Genomic DNA, 21,687 nt, shown 5'->3' with positions numbered 1-21,687 from the left:
CGATTCTAGTTTCGTTCTTCGCTGATCAACGAGGCCGCCCCCACATAATCAATCAGTATCTTCGCGTAGTGGCGGAGCTGGGAGACCGGAACTGCTTCATCTTGAGTATGAGCTTGAAGCGGATCACCCGGACCGCAATTGATCGCAGGGATCCCAAGAGCAGAAAAGCGAGCAACATCGGTCCACCCGACCTTCGCGCTCACGCTGAGGTCTTTGCCTTCTTCTGCCATGACTCGACGTGCTGTTTCGATGAATTCCTGCACCAAAACAAAGTCCGCACCGGGGCGAGCACCTTCTGATTCGTCGTCAATTTCGAAGAGTGCATCGACCCCATCAAAGTAGGACTCGATGTGAGCGATCGCGTCCGCCGGCGACATCGATGGAGCAAAACGATAATTCACGGTCAAACGCACCGAATCGGGAATGACGTTGTTTGCGATACCACCGTCAATTCGGGTGATGGACAGGGATTCTCTAAAGTCCAACCCGTCAACGTTCACCACCGGATTGCCGAACATGGCGATCTTTTCGATGATTGGCGCTACCTTGTGGATGGCATTATCGCCTCGCCACGCCCTAGCCGAGTGCGCAGCAACACCCGGAACCGTCGCAATCACACGAACCGTCCCATTGCATCCACCCTCAATCTGAGTATTCGTGGGTTCGCCGAGGATCGCGAACTGACCATCAATCCAATCGGGATGATTGCGATAGACGCGCCCCAGCCCATTCAAGGGAGCCACAACTTCCTCATGATCGTAGAAAACCCACGTCACGTCATGTTTCGGTTCATTCAGCTTCAGCGCAGCATACAGGGCTCCGGCCACACCGCCGAGCATGTCAACAGAACCCCGGCCTCGAACCTTCTCGACCCCCTCTGTTTCTTCGCGAACGTGTGGCACGTTCCCGGAAATCGGCACCGTGTCGATGTGTCCGGCGATGATCACGCGCTGAGAACGCCCCCGGTTCGTCCGCGCCACAATCGCATCTCCATCACGCAGGACTTCCAGATGCGAGGCGCCACGTAGGGCCTCTTCAATCGCATCCGCGATCGTCTTTTCGTCGCCACTGACCGACGGAATATCGATGAGGTCGCAGGTCAGGTCCACCACGTCATCTGTTCGCAAATGCGTCACGATTGTCGCCTCTCAGTGCCCCACAACGTGTTCTTCACCACCGACATCGCACATTTCACAACGGCGAAGACGGCACCTGCTTTGAGGATACGTGTTTGTCCCCACTTCAGCCTCACGTACCCGCACATTCGTTGTTTTCTTAGAACGGCTAACGCCGGTCTTCCCCCTTCTTTCCCGACGCGAAGAAAACCCCTAGACGTTTCATTGTGTGGCGTCGACCAATTCTTCACAAAATACCCCTGTGACCTGCCCAGATATTAGCCTTAAACCCATAAGCGACATCGAGGTATTTGCACGTAGCGCTTGGGTCTTGCCACTTACTCAGTCGGCACAACCGCGCACAGTACGTTCTTCCAGTGTCCCATCGAGGCGCGGGCGCTTGGCGCTCCGGCGTAAAAATCATCCGCATTCACGCGGAACACCTTGCCACTTGAAGGCTCAAACACCGCGTATATTCTCGTATCCGTGCCATCCGCAAGCACAAGCACCACATGCCGTGGGATCCACGCCGACCCGGGCATATCCCAGCCCCCGGTGAAAACCAAGACATCCCGGCCTCGGCAAAGAGCGGAATCGACAGCCACACGAAAGCGCTTCCCGCGCATAACTATACGGTGGCGCTCCCCTGTCGCTTTCGAAGCCAACTTCGCCAGCGCCCACGGCGACGTACCCAGCGCCTGAGGCCACGGCACACCCACGCGCGACGCAACACGATGCAGATGAATTTGCGCGCGCTCACGCTTATCAGGCGGCAAAGACAAGTACACGGGATCCGCGTTCGCACGGGCAGCAAGCACAGCAAGCGTCGCAATCCCACACGTCGTTGGATCAGCCTGCTTGGGGTACGAGGCCGGGATCTTCACACCACCCACCAGCGGACATGGCCCGGATGTTTCACTCACTCGTGTTCTCGCTTCGACTCGCAGGATTTTGTTTCACGATTCTTTCGGGCATTAGCCCGGAAGTATCTGCAAGATATATCACTGGAAATCGGGAAATATTGACTGACACGGCGAGGTAAGTACAATTTTTGTAAGATATTTCCACCGCGATCTTCCCGCAAAGAAAGAGAGAACACCGCGTTGAATACTAAAACAACCAAATGCTTAGCTGCAGCACTATCACTGGGTATCGGTTTCACGGTTGCCGCTCCGAGTGCTTTCGGAGCCATTAAACCAGCATCGGACTCCACCCCAGTTTCTTCGACCGATACGAAGACTTCCTTAACCCGTGAGCAGCTACAAGCCGCTATTGAAAACGCTACAAACGAAGCTGCTCAGGCTAAGAAAAATCTTGATGAAAAGACTGCCTTATTGAATGAGGCAAAGAAAACATATGACAAGGCCGTTTCGGAACTAGAAGCCAAACAGGCCGAAGTTAAAGGTTTGGAAACGCAAACTGCAGCTTTATTGCAGAAAAAAGAAGAAGCTGAAAAAGCCGTTCAAGTTGCAAAAGATAAGTTGGACAAAGCTATCAAGGACTCTGGTGCCGCTGACGAGCTTAAGAAGCTAGAAGAGGCTCAAAAAGTAGCTGCAAAAGAGGCTGAGGAAGCGGCTGCAGCCGAGCGTTCGGCACAACAGAAGCTAAAAAAAGCTCAGCAAGAGAAGAATCAAGCCGACGAAAAAGTTGCTGAGCTTGAAAAAGAAGTTGTCTCAGCTACCAAAAAAATTGATGACGCTAAAACCCGGTTGAGCCAGCTTGAACAGGAACAAAAAACGCTCAAGAAAACCATTGAGCAGTTACAGAAAAATCACCCGAATATTGATAGTGACTTGCAAAAAGCAAAAAGTCAACTAGACGAAGCTGAGAAAACCAAAAAAGAAAAGGAAGCATTCCTTACTGAAAAGACCAACGAGTATAACAAGCTCGTAGAAGAGGCAGTATCCGCTAGGTCCGCAGTCCAAACCCTGGAGAAGGAGTTGGAAGAAAAACGGGCTGCCCATGAGAAGCTTAAGGAAGAGAACAAACAGAGCCTTCAGGAAATTAACAGGCTTGAAAATACGAAAAATACATTCCAGGCTAATCTAAAGCAGAAACAACAAGAAGTTGCGTCTTTTGACGAGGATGTCAAGCGGGCACAATCAGAGTATGAAGAAGCGCTAGCCGAAGACAAGAAGCATTCTACCGCCGAGACACAGAATAAAATTAAGAATGCTGAAGAGAAAAAACAGCGAGCAGAAAAGCAGAAGGAGTCAGCCGAAAAGGAAGCTGATGCCCTAAAAGCTGAGGTTAATGCTTTGGAAGAAAGAATTCCTACCTTAAGGAATGAACTTCTGAAAAAGGAAGTTGAAAGAGGAACTCTAGAAGCTGACATCAAACAACTTGATCAAGACCTTCAGACGAAAACGCACACTGCCGAGAATCTCTTCCAAAAAGCAGACGAAGCCGAAAACGTCCAAAAAGAAGCTAAAAAGCAAGCTGATGTTGCCACAAAAGAGTACGAGAACAAAAAACGTACTGCGGATGAGCTAGAGGCAGTTGCAAACAAGCTAGAAAAAGCCAAGCAAGACGAAAAAGAAGCTACGCAGGAAAAGCAGAAATTCGAAGGGCTACTAGCTGAAGCCCAAAATAATCTGAATTTGGCGACGAGCAACAAGGAACAGGCCCAGAAAAACGCTGATTTGAAAGATAAGCAGCTTCAACAAGATCAGGAAGCTGAGGAAAAAGCCAGGGAGAAAAAGCGAGCTGCAACAGATAAGCTTTCCCAAGCGAATTCTGATTTGAAGAATGCCATGGACAAGGATGCATCTGTTGCCTCCGCCAACGAAGCGCTTCAGGCAGCGAAGCTGACCTTGGCCGAAGCCCGGGAAACTTGGGAAGCTAAGAACGAGGCGTTAAAACAAGCGCAGCAGAACCTATCTGAGCTGAGAAATGCTGAAGCAATTGCTAAAGCTGCTCTTGATTCTGCTACATCAGAATTTAACAAAGCTAAACAATCTAGCGAAGACCTAGAGCGCAAGTTAGCTGAACTACGCGCTCAGCTGCAGGCTATGAAAATGCTTTCTGAGGCTACAGACCCGTCTGGTGCGCAGAAGAATAATTCGAATAACAAGCGCGATAGTCAACAGCCAAAGGCAAAACAGCTTGCGAATACCGGCGCAGACATCACTCTATTACCCGTGGGAGCAGGTATCGCTTTGCTAGGCATTGGCCTCGTTGGAGCTAGAAAACGCCGAGCTGAATAGGAAAGGGCAGGTTAAGTCAATCTGATCTGTGATGCATCAATCTGTATTGACCATCACTGATGGACAATAACCGCCAGATCCAATACAACTGTTAGGTCTGGCGATAGTACAGGGGCATACACAGAACGCAATCCGCAACGGATACATCCAAGAGAGGGCGGCTCGTACTACACAGTATGAGCCGCCCCCTCTTATTTATGGCAAGTCCGTATTATTCGGGCATTAGACCTTCGGATCCCTACACATCCGCAAAGGCTGGGCAGGACACTAAACCACTCCAACACGCCCGGAAAAAACACACAATTGGCATTAGCCCCAAAACTAGACACCCGCCACCTGGGGCCGCACCTTACCTCGGCAAAGATCCGCTCCACGCTCCCCTGGACACAGCAAGGCGGGCGAGCCGCACATACGACCCGCCCGCCTTGAAAGAAAACGCTACGCGCTAGTTCACTCAGCGTCGCCTTCGGCTTCTGCCGGAGCTTCTTCTTCTTCAGGTTCTGCAGCGAGCTCGGAGATAATGACGACATCCTGCTCAGCGTCGAGTTCACACTCAACGTTGGCCGGCAAAACCAGGTCGGAGACGCGGACAACGGTGCCAGCTTCGAGGCCGGTCACGTCAACCTCGATAGCCTCGGGGATGTCGGTTGCCGGGGCCTTGACGGCCACGGTGTGCTCTTCGACGTTGTGGGTGGTGCCGGGGGCTGCTTCGCCGACGACGACGATTGCGACCTCGACGTCAACCTTTTCGCCAGCCTTGACGGCTAGGAAGTCAACGTGGAGCAGGTTGCGCTTGACCGGGTGACGCTGAACGTCTTTGACAAGTGCGAGTTGCGACGTGCCGTCGATCTTGAGCTCAACAAGAGCGTTCTTGTTGCCACGAACGATCAGGAACAGGTCGTGTTCCGGAATGTCAAGGTGGGTGGTTTCACCGTGGCCGTAAACAACGCCCGGAACCATCTGCGCACGGCGAGCGCGACGTGCGGCGCCCTTACCGAACTCGGTGCGAGTGGTGGCGACAAGGATCGGGTTATCGCTCATAAGAAATGTCCTCCTGAGTATGTAGGTTTCACGCTCAAGCGTCGAAGAACCCAGGCAGGACCGGCAAAGATCCGAAAGGCCCTGTCGATAACGGCGGAATATAGAAAACCGCCCTCGCCGGAGCAACTCAATCAGAGTACCCGACGAGGGCGGTGAAAAGCGAGTCAGTCGAACAGTGATGTGACCGATCCGTCGTCAAAGACCTCGCGGATGGCGCGTGCCAACAGCGGTGCGATCGACAGGATGGTCAGAGTTGGGAAGCGCTTCTCGGGCGGAATCGGCAGGGTGTCGGTGACGACGACCTCGGTTGCTCCACATTCGGAGAGGCGGCGCGTTGCCGGATCAGAGAGGATGCCGTGCGTTGCGGCGATGATGACCTTCTTGGCGCCGGCGTTGTTGAGGACCTTGACGGCCTCGGTGATCGTGCCAGCGGTGTCGATCATATCGTCAACCAAGACACATTCCTTGCCTGCAACTTCACCGACGACGCGGTTGGCGACAGCAACGTTCGGGCGGGTGGTATCGCGGGTCTTGTGGACGAATGCCAGCGGGCAACCGCCGAGCTTCGAAGACCACTTTTCGGCGACGCGAATACGGCCAGCGTCTGGGGACACCATGACGGTGTTGGAAAGGTCGAGGCGCGAACGGACGTAGTCAACCAGAACCGGCATTGCGAAGAGGTGGTCGACCGGGCCGTCGAAGAAGCCCTGTTCCTGCGAGGCGTGCAGGTCGACGCTCATGACGCGGTCAGCGCCGGCGGTCTTGTACAGATCAGAGACCAGGCGAGCCGAAATCGGTTCACGACCCTGGTGCTTCTTGTCCTGACGCGAGTAGGGGTAGAACGGCGAGACAGCGGTAATGCGTTTTGCTGAGGCACGCTTGGCAGCGTCAATCATGATGAGCTGTTCCATCAGCCACTTGTTGATGTCGCCCGTGTGTGACTGGAGGACAAAGACGTCTGCGCCACGAACGGATTCATTGAAGCGGACGTAGATTTCGCCACTCGCAAAATCGTAGGCGGTCACTTGCGAAAGCCCGCACCCGATTTCTTTGCCAACCTCTTCGGCAAGTTCCAAGTGCGCTCGACCCGAAACGAGGACGAGGCTCTTCTCTCCACTGGTGACCAATCCGCTCATGCGGCGTTCCTCCCCTTGCTTAAAGAACCCGGATCGGTCAGTCCCGACTGGACTGTCCGATGACGCTGAATGGTGTAACCATCGTATCGGGTGCAACCGATACGTTGGACACGCACGCGTTGTGGATAACCGCACGATTCCCGACAATCGCGGTATCAAGGGTCGCTGAGGGACCGATCTCACACTCGGATCCGATCACCGTCGCACCACGCAACACGGTTCCTGGCCAGATTATTGTGTCGTTTCCGATCTCAACATCAACGCCGATCCACGTGGAATCGGGGGCGATGATGGAAACGCCTTCGCGCATGTGCTTTTCGCAGATGCGTCGGTTGAACTCGGCGCCGAGTTCTGCAAGCTGCACGCGGTCATTGCACCCCTGTGCTTGCCATTCATCGAGAAGTTCCATAGCGCCCGCACGCTTTCCAGCGGGGGCGGCTGCCGCGAGGACGTCGGTCAGGTAGACCTCACCCTGATCGTTGTTGGTTCCCACGTTGACGAGGGATTCGCGCAGGTAATCGGCGTCGAATGCGTAGATACCGGCGTTGATTTCGTTGATGAGAGCCTGTTCTTCGGTGGTGTCACGCTGCTCGACGATGGCGGTCACACGACCACCGGCATCGCGAATAATACGACCGTATCCCGTGGGATCATCGACGCGCGAGGTCAGGACGGTGACGACATTCGCCTGTTCGATATGGGCATCGACGAGGTCTTTCAGGGTCTCGGTGCTCAGCATGGGGACGTCGCCGTAGGTGACGACAACAATGCCGTGAATCTGGCCAACCTGGCGTTCCAGCTCTTCCAGGCCACATTGAACGGCTCGTCCTGTGCCGGGGATTTCATCCTGATCGGCGACGATAGCGGTGGGGCTGACGCGCTTAATTTCAGCTTCGACAAGGTCACGCTGGTGGCGCACAACAGCAACCAGGTGCGTGGGGTTCAGGCCTTCGCCTGCTTTCAGGGCATGTCCAATCATGGACCGGCCGGCAACGGGGTGCACAACCTTGGGAAGAGAGGACTTCATACGAGTGCCTTGACCTGCGGCGAGGACAATGACAGCTGCAGGAACGGTCATGATTTACCTTCCAAAATCGTGGCGGTGACCCACTTGTAGCTCCGCCCCCAGGACTCGAACCCGGACCAAAGGCACCAAAAACCCATGTGCTGCCGTTACACCAGGGCGGAAAACGCCTTTTGATTCTGCCATATGTACCCCTTGCTGTGCCACGTCGGCCGGGTACAAAAGGCTCGTTCGCGCCACACCTCACACCTACCGCGTGACCCGATTCAGATGACATACTGACCGTATGAGTGAAAAACGCACGCGAATGAGCGGGTTCGAACGGCGCGAACAGCTAGTTGAGATTGGACGCTCACTTTTCGCTCAAAAAGGCTTTGATGCGACGAGCGTTGAAGAGATCGCATCGAAGGCAAAAGTGTCGAAGCCGATCGTCTATGAGCACTTCGGCGGCAAGGAAGGCCTGTATGCGGTCATCGTGGACCGTGAAGTTCAGGCGCTTGTGACGAAGCTTCACACGTCGTTGGAGTCCAGCGCCAGGCCTCGTATCCTTCTAGAAAACGCAACACTTGCCCTGTTGGACTACATCGAATCGCACACGGACGGCTTCCGCGTACTGGTTCGCGACGCCCCCACCGATCGCACGCAGGGCTCATTCTCTTCCGTGCTCGGCGATGTCGCGTCGCGCGTCGAATACCTGTTGGCCGAACAGTTCTCGCACACGGACATCAACGCGAACCTCGCTCCCCTGTACGCGCAGATGCTGGTCGGACTCATTGCGCAGGTTGGACAGTGGTGGCTGGACGATCGGCGAATGAAGAAGGACGAAGTCGCCGCACACGTTGTAAACCTAGTCTGGAACGGCATTCGCAATATGCGTCCCAGCCCCTCGCTGGTCGTCCGATCGGAGGATTGTGTGCAATGACTTCAGCTGATCGCGCTTCCTGCCCGACGCACGAGGCGCACGATGAGGTCGCTCGCATTGTCGAAGCGTGGACAAACGAGCGCCCAGATCTGGATCCCACGCCGATGCTCGTTCTGTCGCGAGTGACTCGTCTGGCCAAGCACCTCGACCGCGCCCGCCGAGCCGCATTCTCCGACCACGGCTTGGAAACGTGGGAATTTGACGTTCTTTCGTCCCTGCGTCGCGCAGGGGAACCCTATGTGCTGAGTCCGGGTGATTTGATCGCCGAGCACTTGGTGACAAGTGGCACGATGACGAACCGTATTGACCGCCTGCAGGAGAAAGGCCTGGTCACGCGTTCTTCCGCGCGTGAAGATCGTCGCGTCGTTCAGGTGAAACTGACCGAGGAAGGCAAGACGAAGGTTGATACCGCGCTTGCGTCCCTACTCAATTCTGAACGTGGAATCCTGGCTCCTCTGTCATCTGGCGAGCGCGAGAAACTCGCTGATCTTCTGACAGTTCTACTGGCCCCCTTTGAAACTAAAGAATGACTGTGACCCGCGAATCTGAAGCGTTGGAGCGCCTGCACCACATGGAAGAGCGCTACACCGAAGCGTGCGCGCTGATGGATCAGGCAGAAGATGCGCTGGCCAGTATTGAGACACTGGATCAGACAATGATTCCGCTGATGGATCAGTATTCGTCGTCGTGGATGAACGACCGCAAGGTCGCAATCGAAGCAGGTGAACGCCTTGGCGTAATCGGCGAAGACGAAGTGTGGAACCTCTATAGTCGCCAGCGCACCCTCATGGCCAAACTTCTGGCGGATTCCAGCCGCTTCTTCACCGACGATCTGCTGGACGACTGAGCTCTTCGTCCTCATCGGCGGCTGAGTCCTGGCGGTGCCTGGGCTGAGTCCTGACGGTCGCTGAGTCCTGGCCGCCAGCTCCCAACTCGTCCAACAGTTCCGCCGCTTCCAGCCACGCCATTTCAAGTTCATCGATCTCGTCTAGAATCTGGCGATGTTCGGCTGCCACCTGTGTCAGTTCATCGACCAACGAGGCATCCGTGGCAACGCGGGCACCCAGATCGGCGAGGCGATCAGACAGTTTTATTTCCGAGGCGCGCAGTTTTTCGAGTTTACGTTCGATACGATCGGCGTCTTTCTTCGCCGCCCTACGAGCGGCGGCGTTAGAGATGGTCGAGGCGGCCTCGTTCCCCGCGGAATTCGAAGCAGAATTGCCCGCGGACTTACCTGTCGAATTCCCGGATACATTCGCCGACATTGAGCCTGCATTACTGCCGGAAGTCGTAAGCCCCAGCCCCTCTTCGCGCATGGCGAGATACTGTTCGACACCGCCGGGCAGGGCGCGCAACTTTCCATCGCCGAGCAGTGCGACCTGATGGTCGGTGACGCGCTCCAGCAGGTAGCGGTCATGCGAAACGACGACGAGCGTGCCCGGGAAGGAATCCAGCAGGTCTTCCATCGACGCCAGAGTATCGGTATCAAGATCGTTCGTCGGTTCGTCAAGCAGGAGCACGTTCGGTTCAGCCATCAGCAGGCGCATCAGCTGCAGGCGACGGCGTTCACCACCCGAAATCTCGCTAATTCGCGTGTAGGCACGCTGACGGGTAAAGCCCATGCGTTCCGTCATCTGTGCGGCACTGACCTCGCGCCCGTCGACGATCGAGGTCTGCGCGACCTCGGCGACGGCTTCGACGACTCGCATATCCGCGAGCGCATCCAGTTCATGCGTGTCCTGGGACAGCGTGGCCACTTCGACGGTTTTACCGCGCTTGACGCGACCGGAGTCAGGCTGGATGTCTCCGCGCAGCAGGTTCAGCAGAGTTGTCTTTCCTGCGCCGTTGACACCGACGATGCCGACTCGTTCGCCGGGTGCGAGGCGCCAGGTGACACCGTCAAAGATGATGTTCGCCTCGCCGTTCGGGCGCGTGAATGCGATCGAAACATCCTCAAGGTCCAGGACGTCTTTGCCCAGGCGCGCGGTCGCCATTTTCACCAGTTCAACGGTGTCGCGCGGTGGTGGCACGTCAGCGATCAAGGCTTCTGCGGCAGCAATGTGAAACTTTGGCTTTGATGTGCGCGCGGGCGCGCCTCGACGCAACCACGCGAGCTCTTTGGTCAGCAGATTCGCGCGCTTTTGGGCAGCCACATCGGCTTGGCGGACACGTTCGGCGCGGGCCAGCGTATAGGCAGCGTACGAGCCGTCGTAGATTTCGACGTGGCCAGCGATCTGTGGACGGTCGCCACCCGGGTCGACTCCGGCGACGACTTCCCAGATGTGCTCGCACACGGTGTCGAGAAACCATCGGTCGTGCGTGACAACCAGCAGAGCGCCATTCGCGCCGGGCTTCGCGAAGCGCGCGTTCAGGTGACGGGCCAGCCACGCGACGCCTTCAACATCGAGGTGGTTCGTCGGCTCATCCAAGCAGACGATGTCAGATTCGGTGGCGAGTACTCGGGCAAGTGCAACGCGACGCCTCTGCCCACCCGACAGGGTCCCAATCAGTGCGCGCGTGTCGATGTCGGACAGCAGACCCGCGTGGATGTCGCGGATCGTTGCGTTCGAGGCCCACTCGTATTCTTCAAGCCCGGGGTGGACAGCGTCGACAACACTCATCTGCGGGTCGAGCGAATCCACCTGATCCAACACAACGATGCGGACACCGTCGCGCATGGTGATGAGGCCTAAGTCCGGTTCCTGAATCCCGGCCACCAGGCGTAGCAAGGTCGACTTTCCAGCGCCGTTCGGGCCAAGAATACCGACGCGCGACCCATCAAACAGGCTGACGGTGACGTCATCGAGCAGTTTGCGCGATCCCGCCATTGTGGCCAGGGATTGCGTTCCTAGAAGGTGAGCCATTTATGCGTTGTCCTCGTGCTCAATCATTGCGCCACGCGCGGCACCCCACGTCGTCAACACTGCGGAGACGGTGGGGAGCTGAGCGAGTTCGTCGGCGATGCAGTGGGCGTCTTCCGCGCTGGTGGCAAGGGCCGCGATTGTCGGGCCGGATCCGGAAAGAATCACGGCCAGGGCGCCAGCATGACGCGCGCCAGCAATCGTCTTAGCCAGTTCGGGGCGCAATTCAAGTGCCGCTTCGGTCAGGTCATTGACGAGGCAGGGCGCGGCTTGCTCGGCAGAACCTGTCAGTAGAGCGCCCGCTTCATCACTGAGATCTTCAAGAAGCTCCCACGTGCCTCCAGGCCCGCCCATCTGGTCAAGCTGATGGAAAACAGCAGGTGTTGATAAACCCCCGTGCGCCAAGGCGATCGCCCAGTGGTGACGCGGTTCGTCTGAACCGTCGGCAAGCAGACTCGTATGGTCGCCTCGACCGGTTCCCAGCGCGATGCCACCGGTCAGGCATGCGGGAACGTCAGCACCCAGCGTTCGTCCCATCATTTCAAGCTGATCGCTGTTGAGGCCCAGCTCCCAGAGTGCATTGCAGGCAACAAGCGTCGCGGCAGCATCCGCGGAGCCACCGGCCATACCGCCAGCCATCGGCACATGCTTTTCCACGTGGATCTCAATGCCGGCAGCCGTGTGTCCCCACGGCCCCATCGCAGCAAGTTTCTGCAGGCTACGTGCAGCTTTGACGCACAAGTGGTTTTCGGGATCCAACTCCGCCATTGCAGCAGTCGTCGCTTCATCAACCCGACCGTTAGGCAGGTACGCCGTTGTTGTCACGTGAATACCAAGACGGCGCGATGTGCGAACAGTGACTGTCTCGCGCATATTGAGCGCTTCAAAGACCGTGACCAGCGGGTGATATCCGTCCTCGGTCGGGTGTCCCACGCGAAGAGTCAGATTCACTTTGCCCGGAGCGCTCGCCCTCACTTCACGCATCAGCAGAATCCTGCTGTTGAGCGAGCGCCGACTCCGCCCCATTGTCAGCGCCAAGGGCTGCAGTGGAGGCAGCCTGGTCTATTGGGGAAGACCCCACGGACTTGCCTGTACGAGGATCGACGCGAGCAGCCAGCACCCCACACGCACGCAGTTCGAGGACCGCGCGACCAAGGCGCACGAATTCTTCAATACCGAGTGCTTCACCGCGGGCGGTCGATTCCACTCCGGCAACGTCCAACAGCGCTTCGGCGGCAGCTGGCGAACCCGCCCACGTCTTCAACGCAGCGCGGAGAGTCTTACGGCGCTGACCGAACGCCACATCACAAACCTCGAAGGTTGCTTGACGCAGGTCTTCATCACCACGAGGCTCGCCATCGCGGCGCAAACGAACCAACGCAGAGTCCACGTTCGGAACCGGCCAGAAAACACTGCGACCGATCGTGCCCGCACGCTCAGCCTGACCGTACCAGGCGACCTTCACCGACGGCACGCCATAGGTTCGCGACCCGGGGCCTGCAGCCAAGCGATCAGCGACCTCAGACTGGACCATGACAAGAACATCCGTCAGCGTCGGGATTCTCTCTAGCATCGCCAGAAGCACCGGAACAGCAACGTTATACGGCAGGTTCGCGACCAGCTTCGTCGGAGGTGGCCAATCCACACCAAAGTCAGCAACACCGTTGATCTTCGTCGCATCCGCGTTCACCACGTGGAAACGATCAGCGGCTTCAGGCATACGAGCAACAACAGTCTGCGGAAGAGCTCGAGCCAGTGGCGGATCAATCTCGACCGCCCGCACGCGCGCACCGGTCTCCAAAATCGCCAGCGTCAGCGAACCAAGGCCGGGGCCAACCTCAATGACCTCGTCCCCCGCTTCCACACCACCGGCGCGAACGATGCGACGAACCGTCCCAGCATCGTGTACAAAGTTCTGCCCCAAAACTTTCGTCGGGCGAATACCGAGCGCATCGGCAATCGCTTTCACTTCAAGCGGGCCAAGCAAGCCGGTTTCAGACGGCTGGACGCCCTCTGGAAGAGTCGGATCCAAGCGAGTATTCGGGGTGCGGGTACGAGATCGAGTCACCCTGTCATTCTACTGGTCAGGCAGGCTGGACCGCGGTGCGGAAAGTGTGCGCTAGGTTGCGCTCGCCATGCCAATGAACGGTGCCCGCACAATTCACGCGGAGGATTAGTACCAGCCGACAGACTCAGAATGAGCCCATGCACCACACGGGCTCTGGTAGCGACCCTTGATATACTTCAGACCCCACTTGATCTGGGTTTCTGGGTTGGTTCGCCAGTCGTCACCCTCGGACGCCATCTTCGAGCCGGGAAGCGACTGCGGGATACCGTAGGCACCTGAGCTCACGTTCTCTGCTCTGGGGTTCCAATGAGATTCGCGAGTCCACAACTTGTCAAGGCACTGGAATTCACTGATGTCCCAGCCAAAACTGACCACCAGTTCCTGGGCAATGCCACGCGGATCGCCAGCAGCATAGGAAGCGACGCTGGCACCGTACACGGACGCAGCGCGAGCCTTCGCACGATCCGTCGCGCTTTCAATCGATGCAATAACAGCGTTCACTTCGTCTTCGGTAGAGATCGTTCCAAGCTTTGCCGTGTATGCGGTGACCGAGTTGCCCGCACTGTCCACGGTTGTCTCCAACGTGGCCTTCGGGTCGATTCCGGCGATAGCAAGCGCCTGAGGAGTCGCTTCCTTTGTACCATTCGACCTGACCTGCGCGGTGGGAGCGGTTGTCACCGATTCACTGATCACGGCGAAAAAAACGGGCCTGCCGTTTACTCTTTCCTGCCATTGCTTCTGAGCAGCAACGCCTTGAACACCCGCTTGGGTAATCTTCGATTCACCCTTGAACAGGTCCGCAGACTCTTGGGTGGTTTCGCTGAATTCAACGGGGATATCCACATCAACGTATCCGCGAGTCACGCGGTCCACGTTAATTTTCATCGAGCGATCAGGCCGGACACTCACGTTCAGGCGGTCATTGGGAGTCAACTGGACTCCAGCCTGCGCGACGATGTCATCGGGACGCTGTTCAGGAGAGACCTGAACCGTAGTCTGCTGACCGTCAGCCTGAACCGTGATGTTCTGCGAACGCTCAACAATCTTCGTCACGTCTTTCCTGACAGACCTACGATCCACCGCAACGGCAACATCGCTACCAAGGGATGATGAACTGACAAGAAGAGCCTGAGCGGAGGAAGCGGTCGACCAAATCGTCGTCGGCGTCCCATCAACGGTCAGCTTGTATTCCTTCGCGGTACGCACGATGATCGTTCCCCCATCGGGAGCAACCGTGTTCAACGACGGCTGGATCAGATCGTGTTCGCCAACCGCGACACCCGCGCGCGCCAGAACCGACGAGACGCTTCCACCCCACGTCGTAATCGGCTGAGAAACCCCATCGACTTCGAGCGTCAGCTCGGCGCGAGACGACATCATTCCGCCTCCAGCAACAACCGCCATCGTCGCAGACGCCAACCATGCGGTGGCAACGACTGTTTTGCGCGTTGGGTTTAATCCGCCCAGGAAAGCACGGGTGGGGTGCAGGACGGTTTCAGAAAGCATCGAACGTGAAATCACAGGGTCGGTAGCTCCTTGAGTGGAATGTGAGTAGTTCACCGGTGTCCACGGTACGTGATTCCAGGGGCACTGCACAGGTGAACAGGTGCAAGGTGATCCTTTACACCCCACTTATTTTAAGAAAGTCAACGCTCACCCGCGGCGTGTTGAGAATCAACGTCACCCAGCAACGTGGATTCTGTTGTCACTCAGGCAGAATCTGTCAGTTCAGACCCAATTACCGGTCAGTACAGGCCCGTTACCTGTCAGTACAGCCCCATTGCTCGAGTGCACGACGGCCACTGACCCCAGCCTGCACGCGCCTGCAGCACTTGAGCTCGGGCAGTTTGTTCTTCAGCGGACGCGTTGGACGGAAGCCCCGTACCACCAACTGACCGCCAGGTCGACAAGGTGAACTGGTAGAGACCGTAGTATCCGTTGCCCGTGTTCGTTGCCGGGTTACCGCCCGACTCACACTGCGCAAGGGCTGCCCAAACACCAGAAGAATCAGCAGACAGTGAGTATGCGCTTCCAGCGCCGGCAGAAGCGGCAGCGGTTGAAGCGGTGCGCTCCTTGGTTCCCTTGGCAACGATCTCGCTGGTTGCCTCGGTCTTGGTTTCAGAGATCACACGGTTCACGGTGACCTGCCCGTCGACTGTTTCGCGGAACAGCTTGCGGGTGATAGAGCCGTTCACACCGGCCTGAACGACCGAGGTTTCGCCCTGGTAGAGGGTGTCGTCTTCACGCTCTTGGGTCGAGTAAGCAACCGCCTCGGTTTCGGTGACGGTTTCTCGGCTCACTCGGGTGACCTTCAACGTGGTCTTACCTTCGCTGAAGATGTAAGAGAAACGATCAAATTCACCGAGCCTGACACCAGCATCTGCGAGAACCTTGTCAGCTCCCTTACCGGACGCGGTGATTTCGGTTTGTGTGCCATCAACGTCAAGGATGATCGGCGTACCGTCGGTAACAACGGGCATTTCAGAACGCAGTTTGGAACGATCCGCAGCCAACGTAATCGTGGACTCGCTGTTGATGGAGTCCAAGACGCCGTCGATGCTGTCGGCGGTTGACCATGCAGTCAGGTCTTCACCGTCAATGTTCACCGCGTATGCGGAGGCCATGCGGACTACGATCATGTCGCCGTCGTGGACGCGAGTTGAGGTTGCGGGAGCAACAAGGTCGTGCTCGCCAATATTCACACCTGCGGATTCAAGAACATCGTCAACAGTGGTGTAGAAACCTTCGACCGGCAGTGAGACACCGTCGAGTTCGAGGGTGACCTGATGATGAGCAGAGGCAACTCCGCCCGCGGCGATTCCCACCATTGCAAGGGCAAGCGCGGACGCGCCAGTGATGACGGTTCGTTTACTCGGGTGTGAAATGTTCACGCGGCTCCAGACTTTGAAGGTTCCGCTCGGGTGACTCGATGCGTGCATCGTGTGAGCCGATAACGGACTAACACACTTACCGTAACCGTTTTGTTATCTGCGTGCGTCAGTTCGTGTCTATCTTCACGAAACAAATTAACGAGGTTCATCACCGATCTTGATGCCTCATGGGACGAAGCTAGCGCGTTCTCAACCGCCAAAAAGGCGTACCCACCCCCTACTTTCCGTAGACTCTGAGCGAGTTTTCCATCAATCGACGGCAGGCCTCTTCTTCACTGGCTTCCCAAAGATCCGCGATAAATCGGACGGTGTGAGCCATCACGTACGAAGAGTTTGGCGAACCACGATGTGGGACGGGTGTCAGGTAGGGAGCGTCCGTTTCGACAAGAACAAGTTCGCGGGGCATCCGGAGAAGTCCCTGGCGAAGGTGATCATTGGCGGGATACGAAATGGGGCCCGCGAACGATGCATACCAGCCATTCTTTGCCAGGATGTCTGCCAGTTGCCCATCTCCGGAGAAGCAGTGAAAGACAATCAGCTGATCTGCGCGCGCCACGTCATCAAGGACGGAAACCGTGTCATCGTGAGCGTCACGATCGTGAATCTGCAGGGGCAGGCCGGCTCGCTCAGCCATCTGAATGTGGGCGGCAAACGATTCTTTTTGCGCTTGCTTACCTTCGTCTGCGGTACGGAAGTAGTCCAACCCGCTCTCTCCGACGGCGACGACCGTCGGATCACTTAAACGTCGTTCAACTTCTGACAGCGCTTCGTCAAGGGGAATGTGATGATCGCGTTGAGTCGGGATTAAGCCGTCGGGTGACGGGACCTGGACTCCAGCGTGAAGAGCGGCTTCGTTGGGGTGGATCGCCAGCGAAACCTGGACACCTTGGAAGGATCGAGCGATCTGAATCATCGGATCGAAGTCAGGGAGCTCGCAGGCAGAGGAGACCTGGCGGGTGATATTCACCGATCGAGCACGCTCAATCTGTTCTTCAAGGGACAGCTTCACACCGTCAGCTTTCGGAATTTCGCCCTCATGGACGGGAAGGTGCGTGTGATTATCCATGACCGGCTCCGCCAGCGGAGCCGGGACCTCTGGCCATGTGCGAGGACGTCGTTTACCCACGTCAAACCCCCTTCGGAGAATAGACGGACAATCCGGAATCTGGAACCGGGAACAAAGCAGAACCATCGTCACCGATCTGGATGGGTTCACATCCGCCGATCACGCACTCCCAGATCTGACCGGCATGATGAGCACCCACATTCAGAGTCTTTGCGCTTTCACCAGAATCGGAAATAACAACAGCAACACCGTCACTAGCGTCATCCATCTGCCCTTGCCTCGCCCAACCGACCACGTGAGAATCGTCGAACGCATCCCACTGGACACCGTACGCGCGCGTCTTACGCATCTTCATCAGGGTTTCTAGTCCTTCAACCGGAGCAATAGGATGCTCACCTTCAGCCCCGAATAGGTCGGCGTGGAATACACAGGGGTAGCCGGCCTCGCGAAGAAGAATCAGCGCATAGGCTGCGGGCTTGAACCAACTATCGACCGGCGACGCCAGCGATTGACCATCCTGAGTATCGTGATTCTCCACAAATGTGACTGCCATCGTGGGGTCCGCGTCCACCAGCGTGCCGTTGAAGATTCCGCTCATGTCGAAGGTACCGTTGGCGCGCGACGCGTGGTGGAAGTTGAAGTGAAGCGGGACATCAAACAGGCTCAGTCGGCGATCATCACCGATGAATGACCGCAGTTCACCAAGGTCAGCGCTCCAGTATTCGCCGACCGTGAAGAGTTCCTTGCCAGAAACATCACGCATGCGGTCGAGCCATGCCATCGTAAAGTCGCGTCCCATGTGTTTCAACGCATCCATGCGCAGGCCGTCAACCCCCGTTGTTTCGAGATACCAGGCTCCCCATTCGACCAGGTGATCCATGACTTTGGGATCGGTCAAGTGGACGTCAGCGCCCATCAGGTAGTCAAAGTTACCGAACTCGTCATCGACGTTTTCGTTCCACTTTTTACCCTCGAACAGCCAGAGCCCCTTGCGCCCAGTCGCTTCATCCCAGTCAGTCCCGTGAAAACACGTCCAGTCCCATTCAAAATCCGAGTACGTGCCAGCACGACCTGGGAACGTGAATCGCGTCCAGACCTGGATCTGTTCAGGGTTGCCGACTTCAATGGTGCGATTCTGCTGATCAATCGGGGTTGCGGTCACCGTTTCTGACGCGTCTGCACCCATCTTGTGGTTGAGAACCGTGTCTGCAAGCACGTGGATCCCGTAATCATGCAAGGCCTGGATAGTCCCCACATATTCTTCGCGCGTCCCATACTTCGTGCGAACAGCGCCCTTCTGGTCAAACTCCCCCAGATCCCACAGGTCATACACGCCGTATCCGACGTCATCAATGCCCGCCTGCCCCTTATATGCTGGAGGCAACCACACGGCGCTGACTCCCAGGTCAGACAGGTGCTGCGCCTGATCAGCAATCGAACGCCAAAGCGAGCCGTCATTGGGCACGTACCACGAAAAACCCTGCAACAAAGTGCCGTTCATGTCAGTCGTCCTGTTTCACGATCGCGATTTCAACCGCCTTGGCAGCCTCTTCGCCCAGCAGATGGTTCACGAGGCTCAGACCAAGCTGGATAGCCGTCCCCATTCCGCGCGACGTGAACACGTTGTCGTCCACGACAACCGAATCGGTCAGAGCGTGCGCCCCGCCCACTTCGAGATCCTTCATAAAGCCCGGGTTCGCCGTCGCGTTTCGCCCGCCGAGGAATCCAGCGTGAGCCAAGATCGAAGGAGCCGCGCAGATCGCAGCGACAGGCTTGCCGAAGGCGATGCGACGAGCAATCTCTGCCTGAATCTTCATGTTTTCTTCAAGGTTCACGGTGCCCGGCATGCCTCCGGGCAGGAACAGCACGGTGTATTCAGACAGGTCCGCGTCATCAAGATGCAGGTCACACACCAATGTGATGCCGTGCGACGACGTGACGGACAGGGAACGGGTAGGCAACAGCAACGACGGCGCGCTAGCAAAAGGATTGGAACGAGGTTCTTCTACGGCCTGACTGTCTGATGCCGGAACGGCAATCAGGTCAGCGCGCACGCCCGCCCGATACAGGCAGTCGACGACCGCGAGCGCTTCCACTTCCTCTAGTCCGGGCGCGATGAGGACGCCGACGGACGCGTCGGTTGTGACAGTGGTCGGGGTTGGCATGAGGACCTCCTAATAGCTTTCTGCCTTCAAGTATCGCGCTGACCATGGACGAATTCACTGACAGCAAGCGTGAAACTACCTACCTACTGCCCCGCGTCTACGCGCCACATGACTTGCTTCGCAGAGCCTCGACGGGATCTTCACGCATGGTTTACGCGATGGGACGATGCCGACGACCACCGTCGGGCCGACGGAGATAGTGATCAGGATCATCGCCGCACTCACGGGAAGTTGCGCATGATCGACAGGATCAACCGATGTTGAGCATGATTTCTTCTTGGTCCAGGCGCTCCATTGCCGTTTCGAGGGCGGCGGATGAGAACACGCCTTCATTACGTGCTTCGAGCAGAGCCTGACGCTGTTCGCGGATCGCTTCGAGGGCAAGGACTCGCATTTGTTCGATGGTGAGGGCACCTTGCTCGGGCGTCTTGTCCGGAATGGGGTTTACGGGCACCGGGTCACGCCCATCACTTTCACTAGTGGAGGCAGTTTCTGATGTCCCCTTTGCGACGCTCGCTTGGACGCTGGTTGCTCCGATCACCCCACCGAAAGGCATGGGTGTCTTAAGAGCGGAAGGATGCAGGGCCTCGGCCAGAGCAGTCTCTTTAAGCGAGGAATGCATGAGGTGAAGAAGGTGCTCGCGTTCTTCTTCATTCACTGTATCTGTAGCCATCTGAGGCTTCACCAAACGGATCACCCACGACAGAGTCAAGCCCTGCAATGCCAGCGAACCGCCGGCTACGACCAGTGCGATCAGCAGGAGGACGTTACGCATCGGGGTCGCGAAAGGCAGGGTCTGGGCGGCCGCAAGCGTGACGGCACCTCGCATGCCTGCCCACACCAGAATCGACCCTTCGCGCACGCCCAAGGGCTGGGCGTTGAAGTATTCCAAGTCGTTTCCGCGACGCCTCTGCTGGCGCCAGCCACGTTCAACCCTGCGGTGCCACCGTTCAACAGCCGCATTCCATTGCTCGGGGCTCATGTTTCGGGCTTCAAGAAGCTCAGGATCGACATCACTCGCGTGCGCCAGGCGCTCTTCATGCAGACGCAGACGTTCTTCGTCACGTTCCATTCGCGCGCGAGCATGCGATTGACTGTGGTTCAAGAACGCCAAGAGGGGCGCGAGGAAGAGGACGCGAACACCAACCGCGATGAGGCCAAGAAGCAGGGCGAGGAGCAGGGCATATCCAACGCCGATCTGGCCTTCCTCAACTTTCTCGAAGATGCCGAAAGCTTGGATCCCCATAATCAGGAAGACGAAGCCTTCCAAGACCAATTCCACCGTGTGCCAGTTCTGCTGGGAAAACCGCCTGTTCAGAGCAGGCATGCGCACGTTGCGATTGTAGGAAACGATCAAACCTGCAACGACGGCCGCGACCAAGCCTGAACCACCCAAGTGTTCAGCGGGGATCGAGGCAATGAACGGCATCGCAAACGAAAAAACGGTGTCTGCTGCGGGCTGTTTAATCTTTGAACGCATGCGGCTACCAACTTCGCCTACCACCCAGCCAACAGCAACGGCGGTCAGTAGCGCGATAACAAAATCGCTCAGCAGGTGCGCGGGATTGAGGGCATCGGCGTCACCCAGAAGTGCAGCCGACGTTGCCGACGACACCAGGACAAGGGCCGTCGCGTCATTAAACAGGCCCTCGCCCTCCAAGATGGTGATGATGCGTGGAGCGACACCCTGTTTCTTCACAATCGACACGGCAACCGCGTCAGTCGGCGAGAGCACCGCGCCCAGCGTGATTGCCCACGGGAGCGAAATAGCTGGGACCAGCCAGTTCAAGACACAACCGACGACCAGAGCGCTGATGATCACCAAGCCGATCGCAAGGGCTGCGACCATTCTCAGTTCGCGCCGAAAATCCATGATTGGCATCGACACTCCGGCCGCGAACAGGAGCGGGGGCAAGATGACTTCGAGGATCAGATCGGGTTCCAACTCGATCGGATCAACCCATGGTAGAAAGCCGATTGCGATGCCCAGTGCAAGCAGAATCAGCGGTGAGGCCACGCCGATTTTCTGCGACACCTGCGCAGCAAAAGCGATAGCGATCAACGCGACAACGGCAATCAGCAGGGTGTTCATACCCGCATTTTATTGAAGGGGTCGCGGGTTTTCTCGCCAGTCTCAGCGCCGGTGGTTCTGAGCGCAGGCACTTTTCAGAGCATATGACTGCGAGTGCAGA

At 57.2% G+C, this 21,687-nt stretch carries 18 protein-coding genes and 1 tRNA gene; 4 read left to right on the top strand and 15 right to left on the bottom strand.

Features of this window, described 5'->3' with window-relative positions; translation table 11 throughout:
- Positions 1–5: 5 nt before the first annotated feature.
- Both dapE and G5S47_RS01710 read right to left on the bottom strand, forming a co-directional pair.
- Positions 6–1,136, bottom strand: a complete 1,131-nt coding sequence (gene dapE / locus G5S47_RS01715) for a succinyl-diaminopimelate desuccinylase (RefSeq protein ID WP_103632362.1) — start codon at positions 1,134–1,136, stop codon at positions 6–8.
- A 317-nt stretch (positions 1,137–1,453) separates the two neighbouring features.
- On the bottom strand, positions 1,454–2,038 hold the full coding sequence (locus G5S47_RS01710) for a hypothetical protein (RefSeq protein ID WP_141089620.1): 585 nt from the start codon (positions 2,036–2,038) through the stop codon (positions 1,454–1,456).
- Between the two features lie 180 nt (positions 2,039–2,218).
- Between G5S47_RS01710 and G5S47_RS01705 the strand changes: the two genes are divergently transcribed.
- On the top strand, positions 2,219–4,321 hold the full coding sequence (locus G5S47_RS01705) for an LPXTG cell wall anchor domain-containing protein (RefSeq protein WP_219585675.1): 2,103 nt from the start codon (positions 2,219–2,221) through the stop codon (positions 4,319–4,321).
- Positions 4,322–4,771: 450 nt separating this feature from the next.
- Here the strand turns inward: G5S47_RS01705 and G5S47_RS01700 are convergent, their stop codons facing one another.
- The 4 genes from G5S47_RS01700 to G5S47_RS01685 all read right to left on the bottom strand — a co-directional run bounded on the left by G5S47_RS01700 (position 4,772) and on the right by G5S47_RS01685 (position 7,686).
- Entirely contained in the window at positions 4,772–5,362 is a 591-nt protein-coding gene (locus G5S47_RS01700; RefSeq protein ID WP_103632358.1) for a 50S ribosomal protein L25/general stress protein Ctc, read from the bottom strand.
- A gap of 164 nt (positions 5,363–5,526) precedes the next feature.
- Positions 5,527–6,498, bottom strand: coding sequence for a ribose-phosphate diphosphokinase (locus G5S47_RS01695; protein ID WP_006680899.1), 972 nt, complete (start codon positions 6,496–6,498; stop codon positions 5,527–5,529).
- A gap of 37 nt (positions 6,499–6,535) precedes the next feature.
- Positions 6,536–7,576: a bifunctional UDP-N-acetylglucosamine diphosphorylase/glucosamine-1-phosphate N-acetyltransferase GlmU gene (locus G5S47_RS01690; protein WP_006680898.1), complete on the bottom strand. Its 1,041-nt coding sequence runs from the start codon at positions 7,574–7,576 to the stop codon at positions 6,536–6,538.
- Between the two features lie 39 nt (positions 7,577–7,615).
- Positions 7,616–7,686: transfer RNA gene (locus G5S47_RS01685), tRNA-Gln, on the bottom strand.
- Between the two features lie 122 nt (positions 7,687–7,808).
- On the opposite strand from G5S47_RS01685, the gene G5S47_RS01680 reads away from it, so the two are divergent.
- From G5S47_RS01680 to G5S47_RS01670, 3 genes are read left to right on the top strand one after another with little or no spacing between them, the layout of a single operon-like run.
- Positions 7,809–8,444 carry a TetR/AcrR family transcriptional regulator gene (locus G5S47_RS01680; protein WP_040318374.1) on the top strand — a complete coding sequence of 212 codons (636 nt, stop codon included), beginning with the start codon at positions 7,809–7,811 and terminating at the stop codon, positions 8,442–8,444.
- Positions 8,441–8,974 carry a MarR family winged helix-turn-helix transcriptional regulator gene (locus G5S47_RS01675; protein WP_219585674.1) on the top strand — a complete coding sequence of 178 codons (534 nt, stop codon included), beginning with the start codon at positions 8,441–8,443 and terminating at the stop codon, positions 8,972–8,974. Before G5S47_RS01680 ends, G5S47_RS01675 begins: the two co-directional genes overlap by 4 nt.
- Positions 8,971–9,291 carry a DUF4298 domain-containing protein gene (locus G5S47_RS01670; protein WP_219585673.1) on the top strand — a complete coding sequence of 107 codons (321 nt, stop codon included), beginning with the start codon at positions 8,971–8,973 and terminating at the stop codon, positions 9,289–9,291. Before G5S47_RS01675 ends, G5S47_RS01670 begins: the two co-directional genes overlap by 4 nt.
- Here the strand turns inward: G5S47_RS01670 and G5S47_RS01665 are convergent.
- The 9 genes from G5S47_RS01665 to G5S47_RS01625 form a co-directional block, all read right to left on the bottom strand.
- Positions 9,266–11,308, bottom strand: coding sequence for an ABC-F family ATP-binding cassette domain-containing protein (locus tag G5S47_RS01665; RefSeq protein WP_219585672.1), 2,043 nt, complete (start codon positions 11,306–11,308; stop codon positions 9,266–9,268). The two genes, G5S47_RS01670 and G5S47_RS01665, sit on opposite strands and share 26 nt — an antisense overlap.
- Positions 11,309–12,289 carry a 4-(cytidine 5'-diphospho)-2-C-methyl-D-erythritol kinase gene (locus tag G5S47_RS01660; RefSeq protein ID WP_006680893.1) on the bottom strand — a complete coding sequence of 327 codons (981 nt, stop codon included), beginning with the start codon at positions 12,287–12,289 and terminating at the stop codon, positions 11,309–11,311.
- A complete protein-coding gene (gene rsmA / locus G5S47_RS01655; protein WP_219585671.1) occupies positions 12,282–13,373 on the bottom strand; it encodes a 16S rRNA (adenine(1518)-N(6)/adenine(1519)-N(6))-dimethyltransferase RsmA in 1,092 nt (363 codons plus the stop codon). The genes G5S47_RS01660 and rsmA overlap by 8 nt, the downstream gene beginning before the upstream one ends.
- 105 nt (positions 13,374–13,478) lie before the next feature.
- Complete coding sequence (locus tag G5S47_RS01650) at positions 13,479–14,894, bottom strand: aggregation-promoting factor C-terminal-like domain-containing protein (protein WP_219585670.1); 1,416 nt, start codon at positions 14,892–14,894, stop codon at positions 13,479–13,481.
- A gap of 245 nt (positions 14,895–15,139) precedes the next feature.
- On the bottom strand, positions 15,140–16,264 hold the full coding sequence (locus G5S47_RS01645) for a resuscitation-promoting factor (RefSeq protein WP_219585669.1): 1,125 nt from the start codon (positions 16,262–16,264) through the stop codon (positions 15,140–15,142).
- Between the two features lie 217 nt (positions 16,265–16,481).
- Positions 16,482–17,390: a TatD family hydrolase gene (locus G5S47_RS01640; RefSeq protein WP_103632350.1), complete on the bottom strand. Its 909-nt coding sequence runs from the start codon at positions 17,388–17,390 to the stop codon at positions 16,482–16,484.
- 1 nt (position 17,391) lies between these two features.
- Positions 17,392–18,831 (bottom strand): alpha-amylase, encoded by a 1,440-nt coding sequence (locus G5S47_RS01635; RefSeq protein WP_219585668.1) that lies wholly within the window; start codon positions 18,829–18,831, stop codon positions 17,392–17,394.
- 1 nt (position 18,832) lies between these two features.
- On the bottom strand, positions 18,833–19,495 hold the full coding sequence (locus tag G5S47_RS01630; protein WP_219585667.1) for a DJ-1/PfpI family protein: 663 nt from the start codon (positions 19,493–19,495) through the stop codon (positions 18,833–18,835).
- 250 nt (positions 19,496–19,745) lie between these two features.
- The gene (locus tag G5S47_RS01625; RefSeq protein ID WP_179370220.1) at positions 19,746–21,587 is read right to left on the bottom strand and encodes a cation:proton antiporter; all 1,842 of its coding nucleotides are present in this window, start codon (positions 21,585–21,587) and stop codon (positions 19,746–19,748) included.
- Between the last annotated feature and the right edge of the window lie 100 nt (positions 21,588–21,687).

This window comes from Schaalia turicensis (genome assembly GCF_019380255.1).
Lineage (GTDB): Bacteria > Actinomycetota > Actinomycetes > Actinomycetales > Actinomycetaceae > Pauljensenia > Pauljensenia turicensis_A.
Note: the sequence above shows the minus strand (reverse complement) of the source record. Positions and strands in the feature narration are given on the sequence as shown.

Coding starts and splice junctions, on each gene's coding strand:
- G5S47_RS01700 (WP_103632358.1), bottom strand. CDS start 5,362: ATGAGCGATAACCCGATCCTTGTCGCCACCACTCGCACCGAGTTCGGT.
- G5S47_RS01695 (WP_006680899.1), bottom strand. CDS start 6,498: ATGAGCGGATTGGTCACCAGTGGAGAGAAGAGCCTCGTCCTCGTTTCG.
- G5S47_RS01690 (WP_006680898.1), bottom strand. CDS start 7,576: ATGACCGTTCCTGCAGCTGTCATTGTCCTCGCCGCAGGTCAAGGCACT.
- G5S47_RS01680 (WP_040318374.1), top strand. CDS start 7,809: ATGAGTGAAAAACGCACGCGAATGAGCGGGTTCGAACGGCGCGAACAG.
- G5S47_RS01675 (WP_219585674.1), top strand. CDS start 8,441: ATGACTTCAGCTGATCGCGCTTCCTGCCCGACGCACGAGGCGCACGAT.
- G5S47_RS01670 (WP_219585673.1), top strand. CDS start 8,971: ATGACTGTGACCCGCGAATCTGAAGCGTTGGAGCGCCTGCACCACATG.
- G5S47_RS01665 (WP_219585672.1), bottom strand. CDS start 11,308: ATGGCTCACCTTCTAGGAACGCAATCCCTGGCCACAATGGCGGGATCG.
- G5S47_RS01660 (WP_006680893.1), bottom strand. CDS start 12,289: ATGCGTGAAGTGAGGGCGAGCGCTCCGGGCAAAGTGAATCTGACTCTT.
- G5S47_RS01635 (WP_219585668.1), bottom strand. CDS start 18,831: ATGAACGGCACTTTGTTGCAGGGTTTTTCGTGGTACGTGCCCAATGAC.
- G5S47_RS01630 (WP_219585667.1), bottom strand. CDS start 19,495: ATGCCAACCCCGACCACTGTCACAACCGACGCGTCCGTCGGCGTCCTC.
- G5S47_RS01625 (WP_179370220.1), bottom strand. CDS start 21,587: ATGAACACCCTGCTGATTGCCGTTGTCGCGTTGATCGCTATCGCTTTT.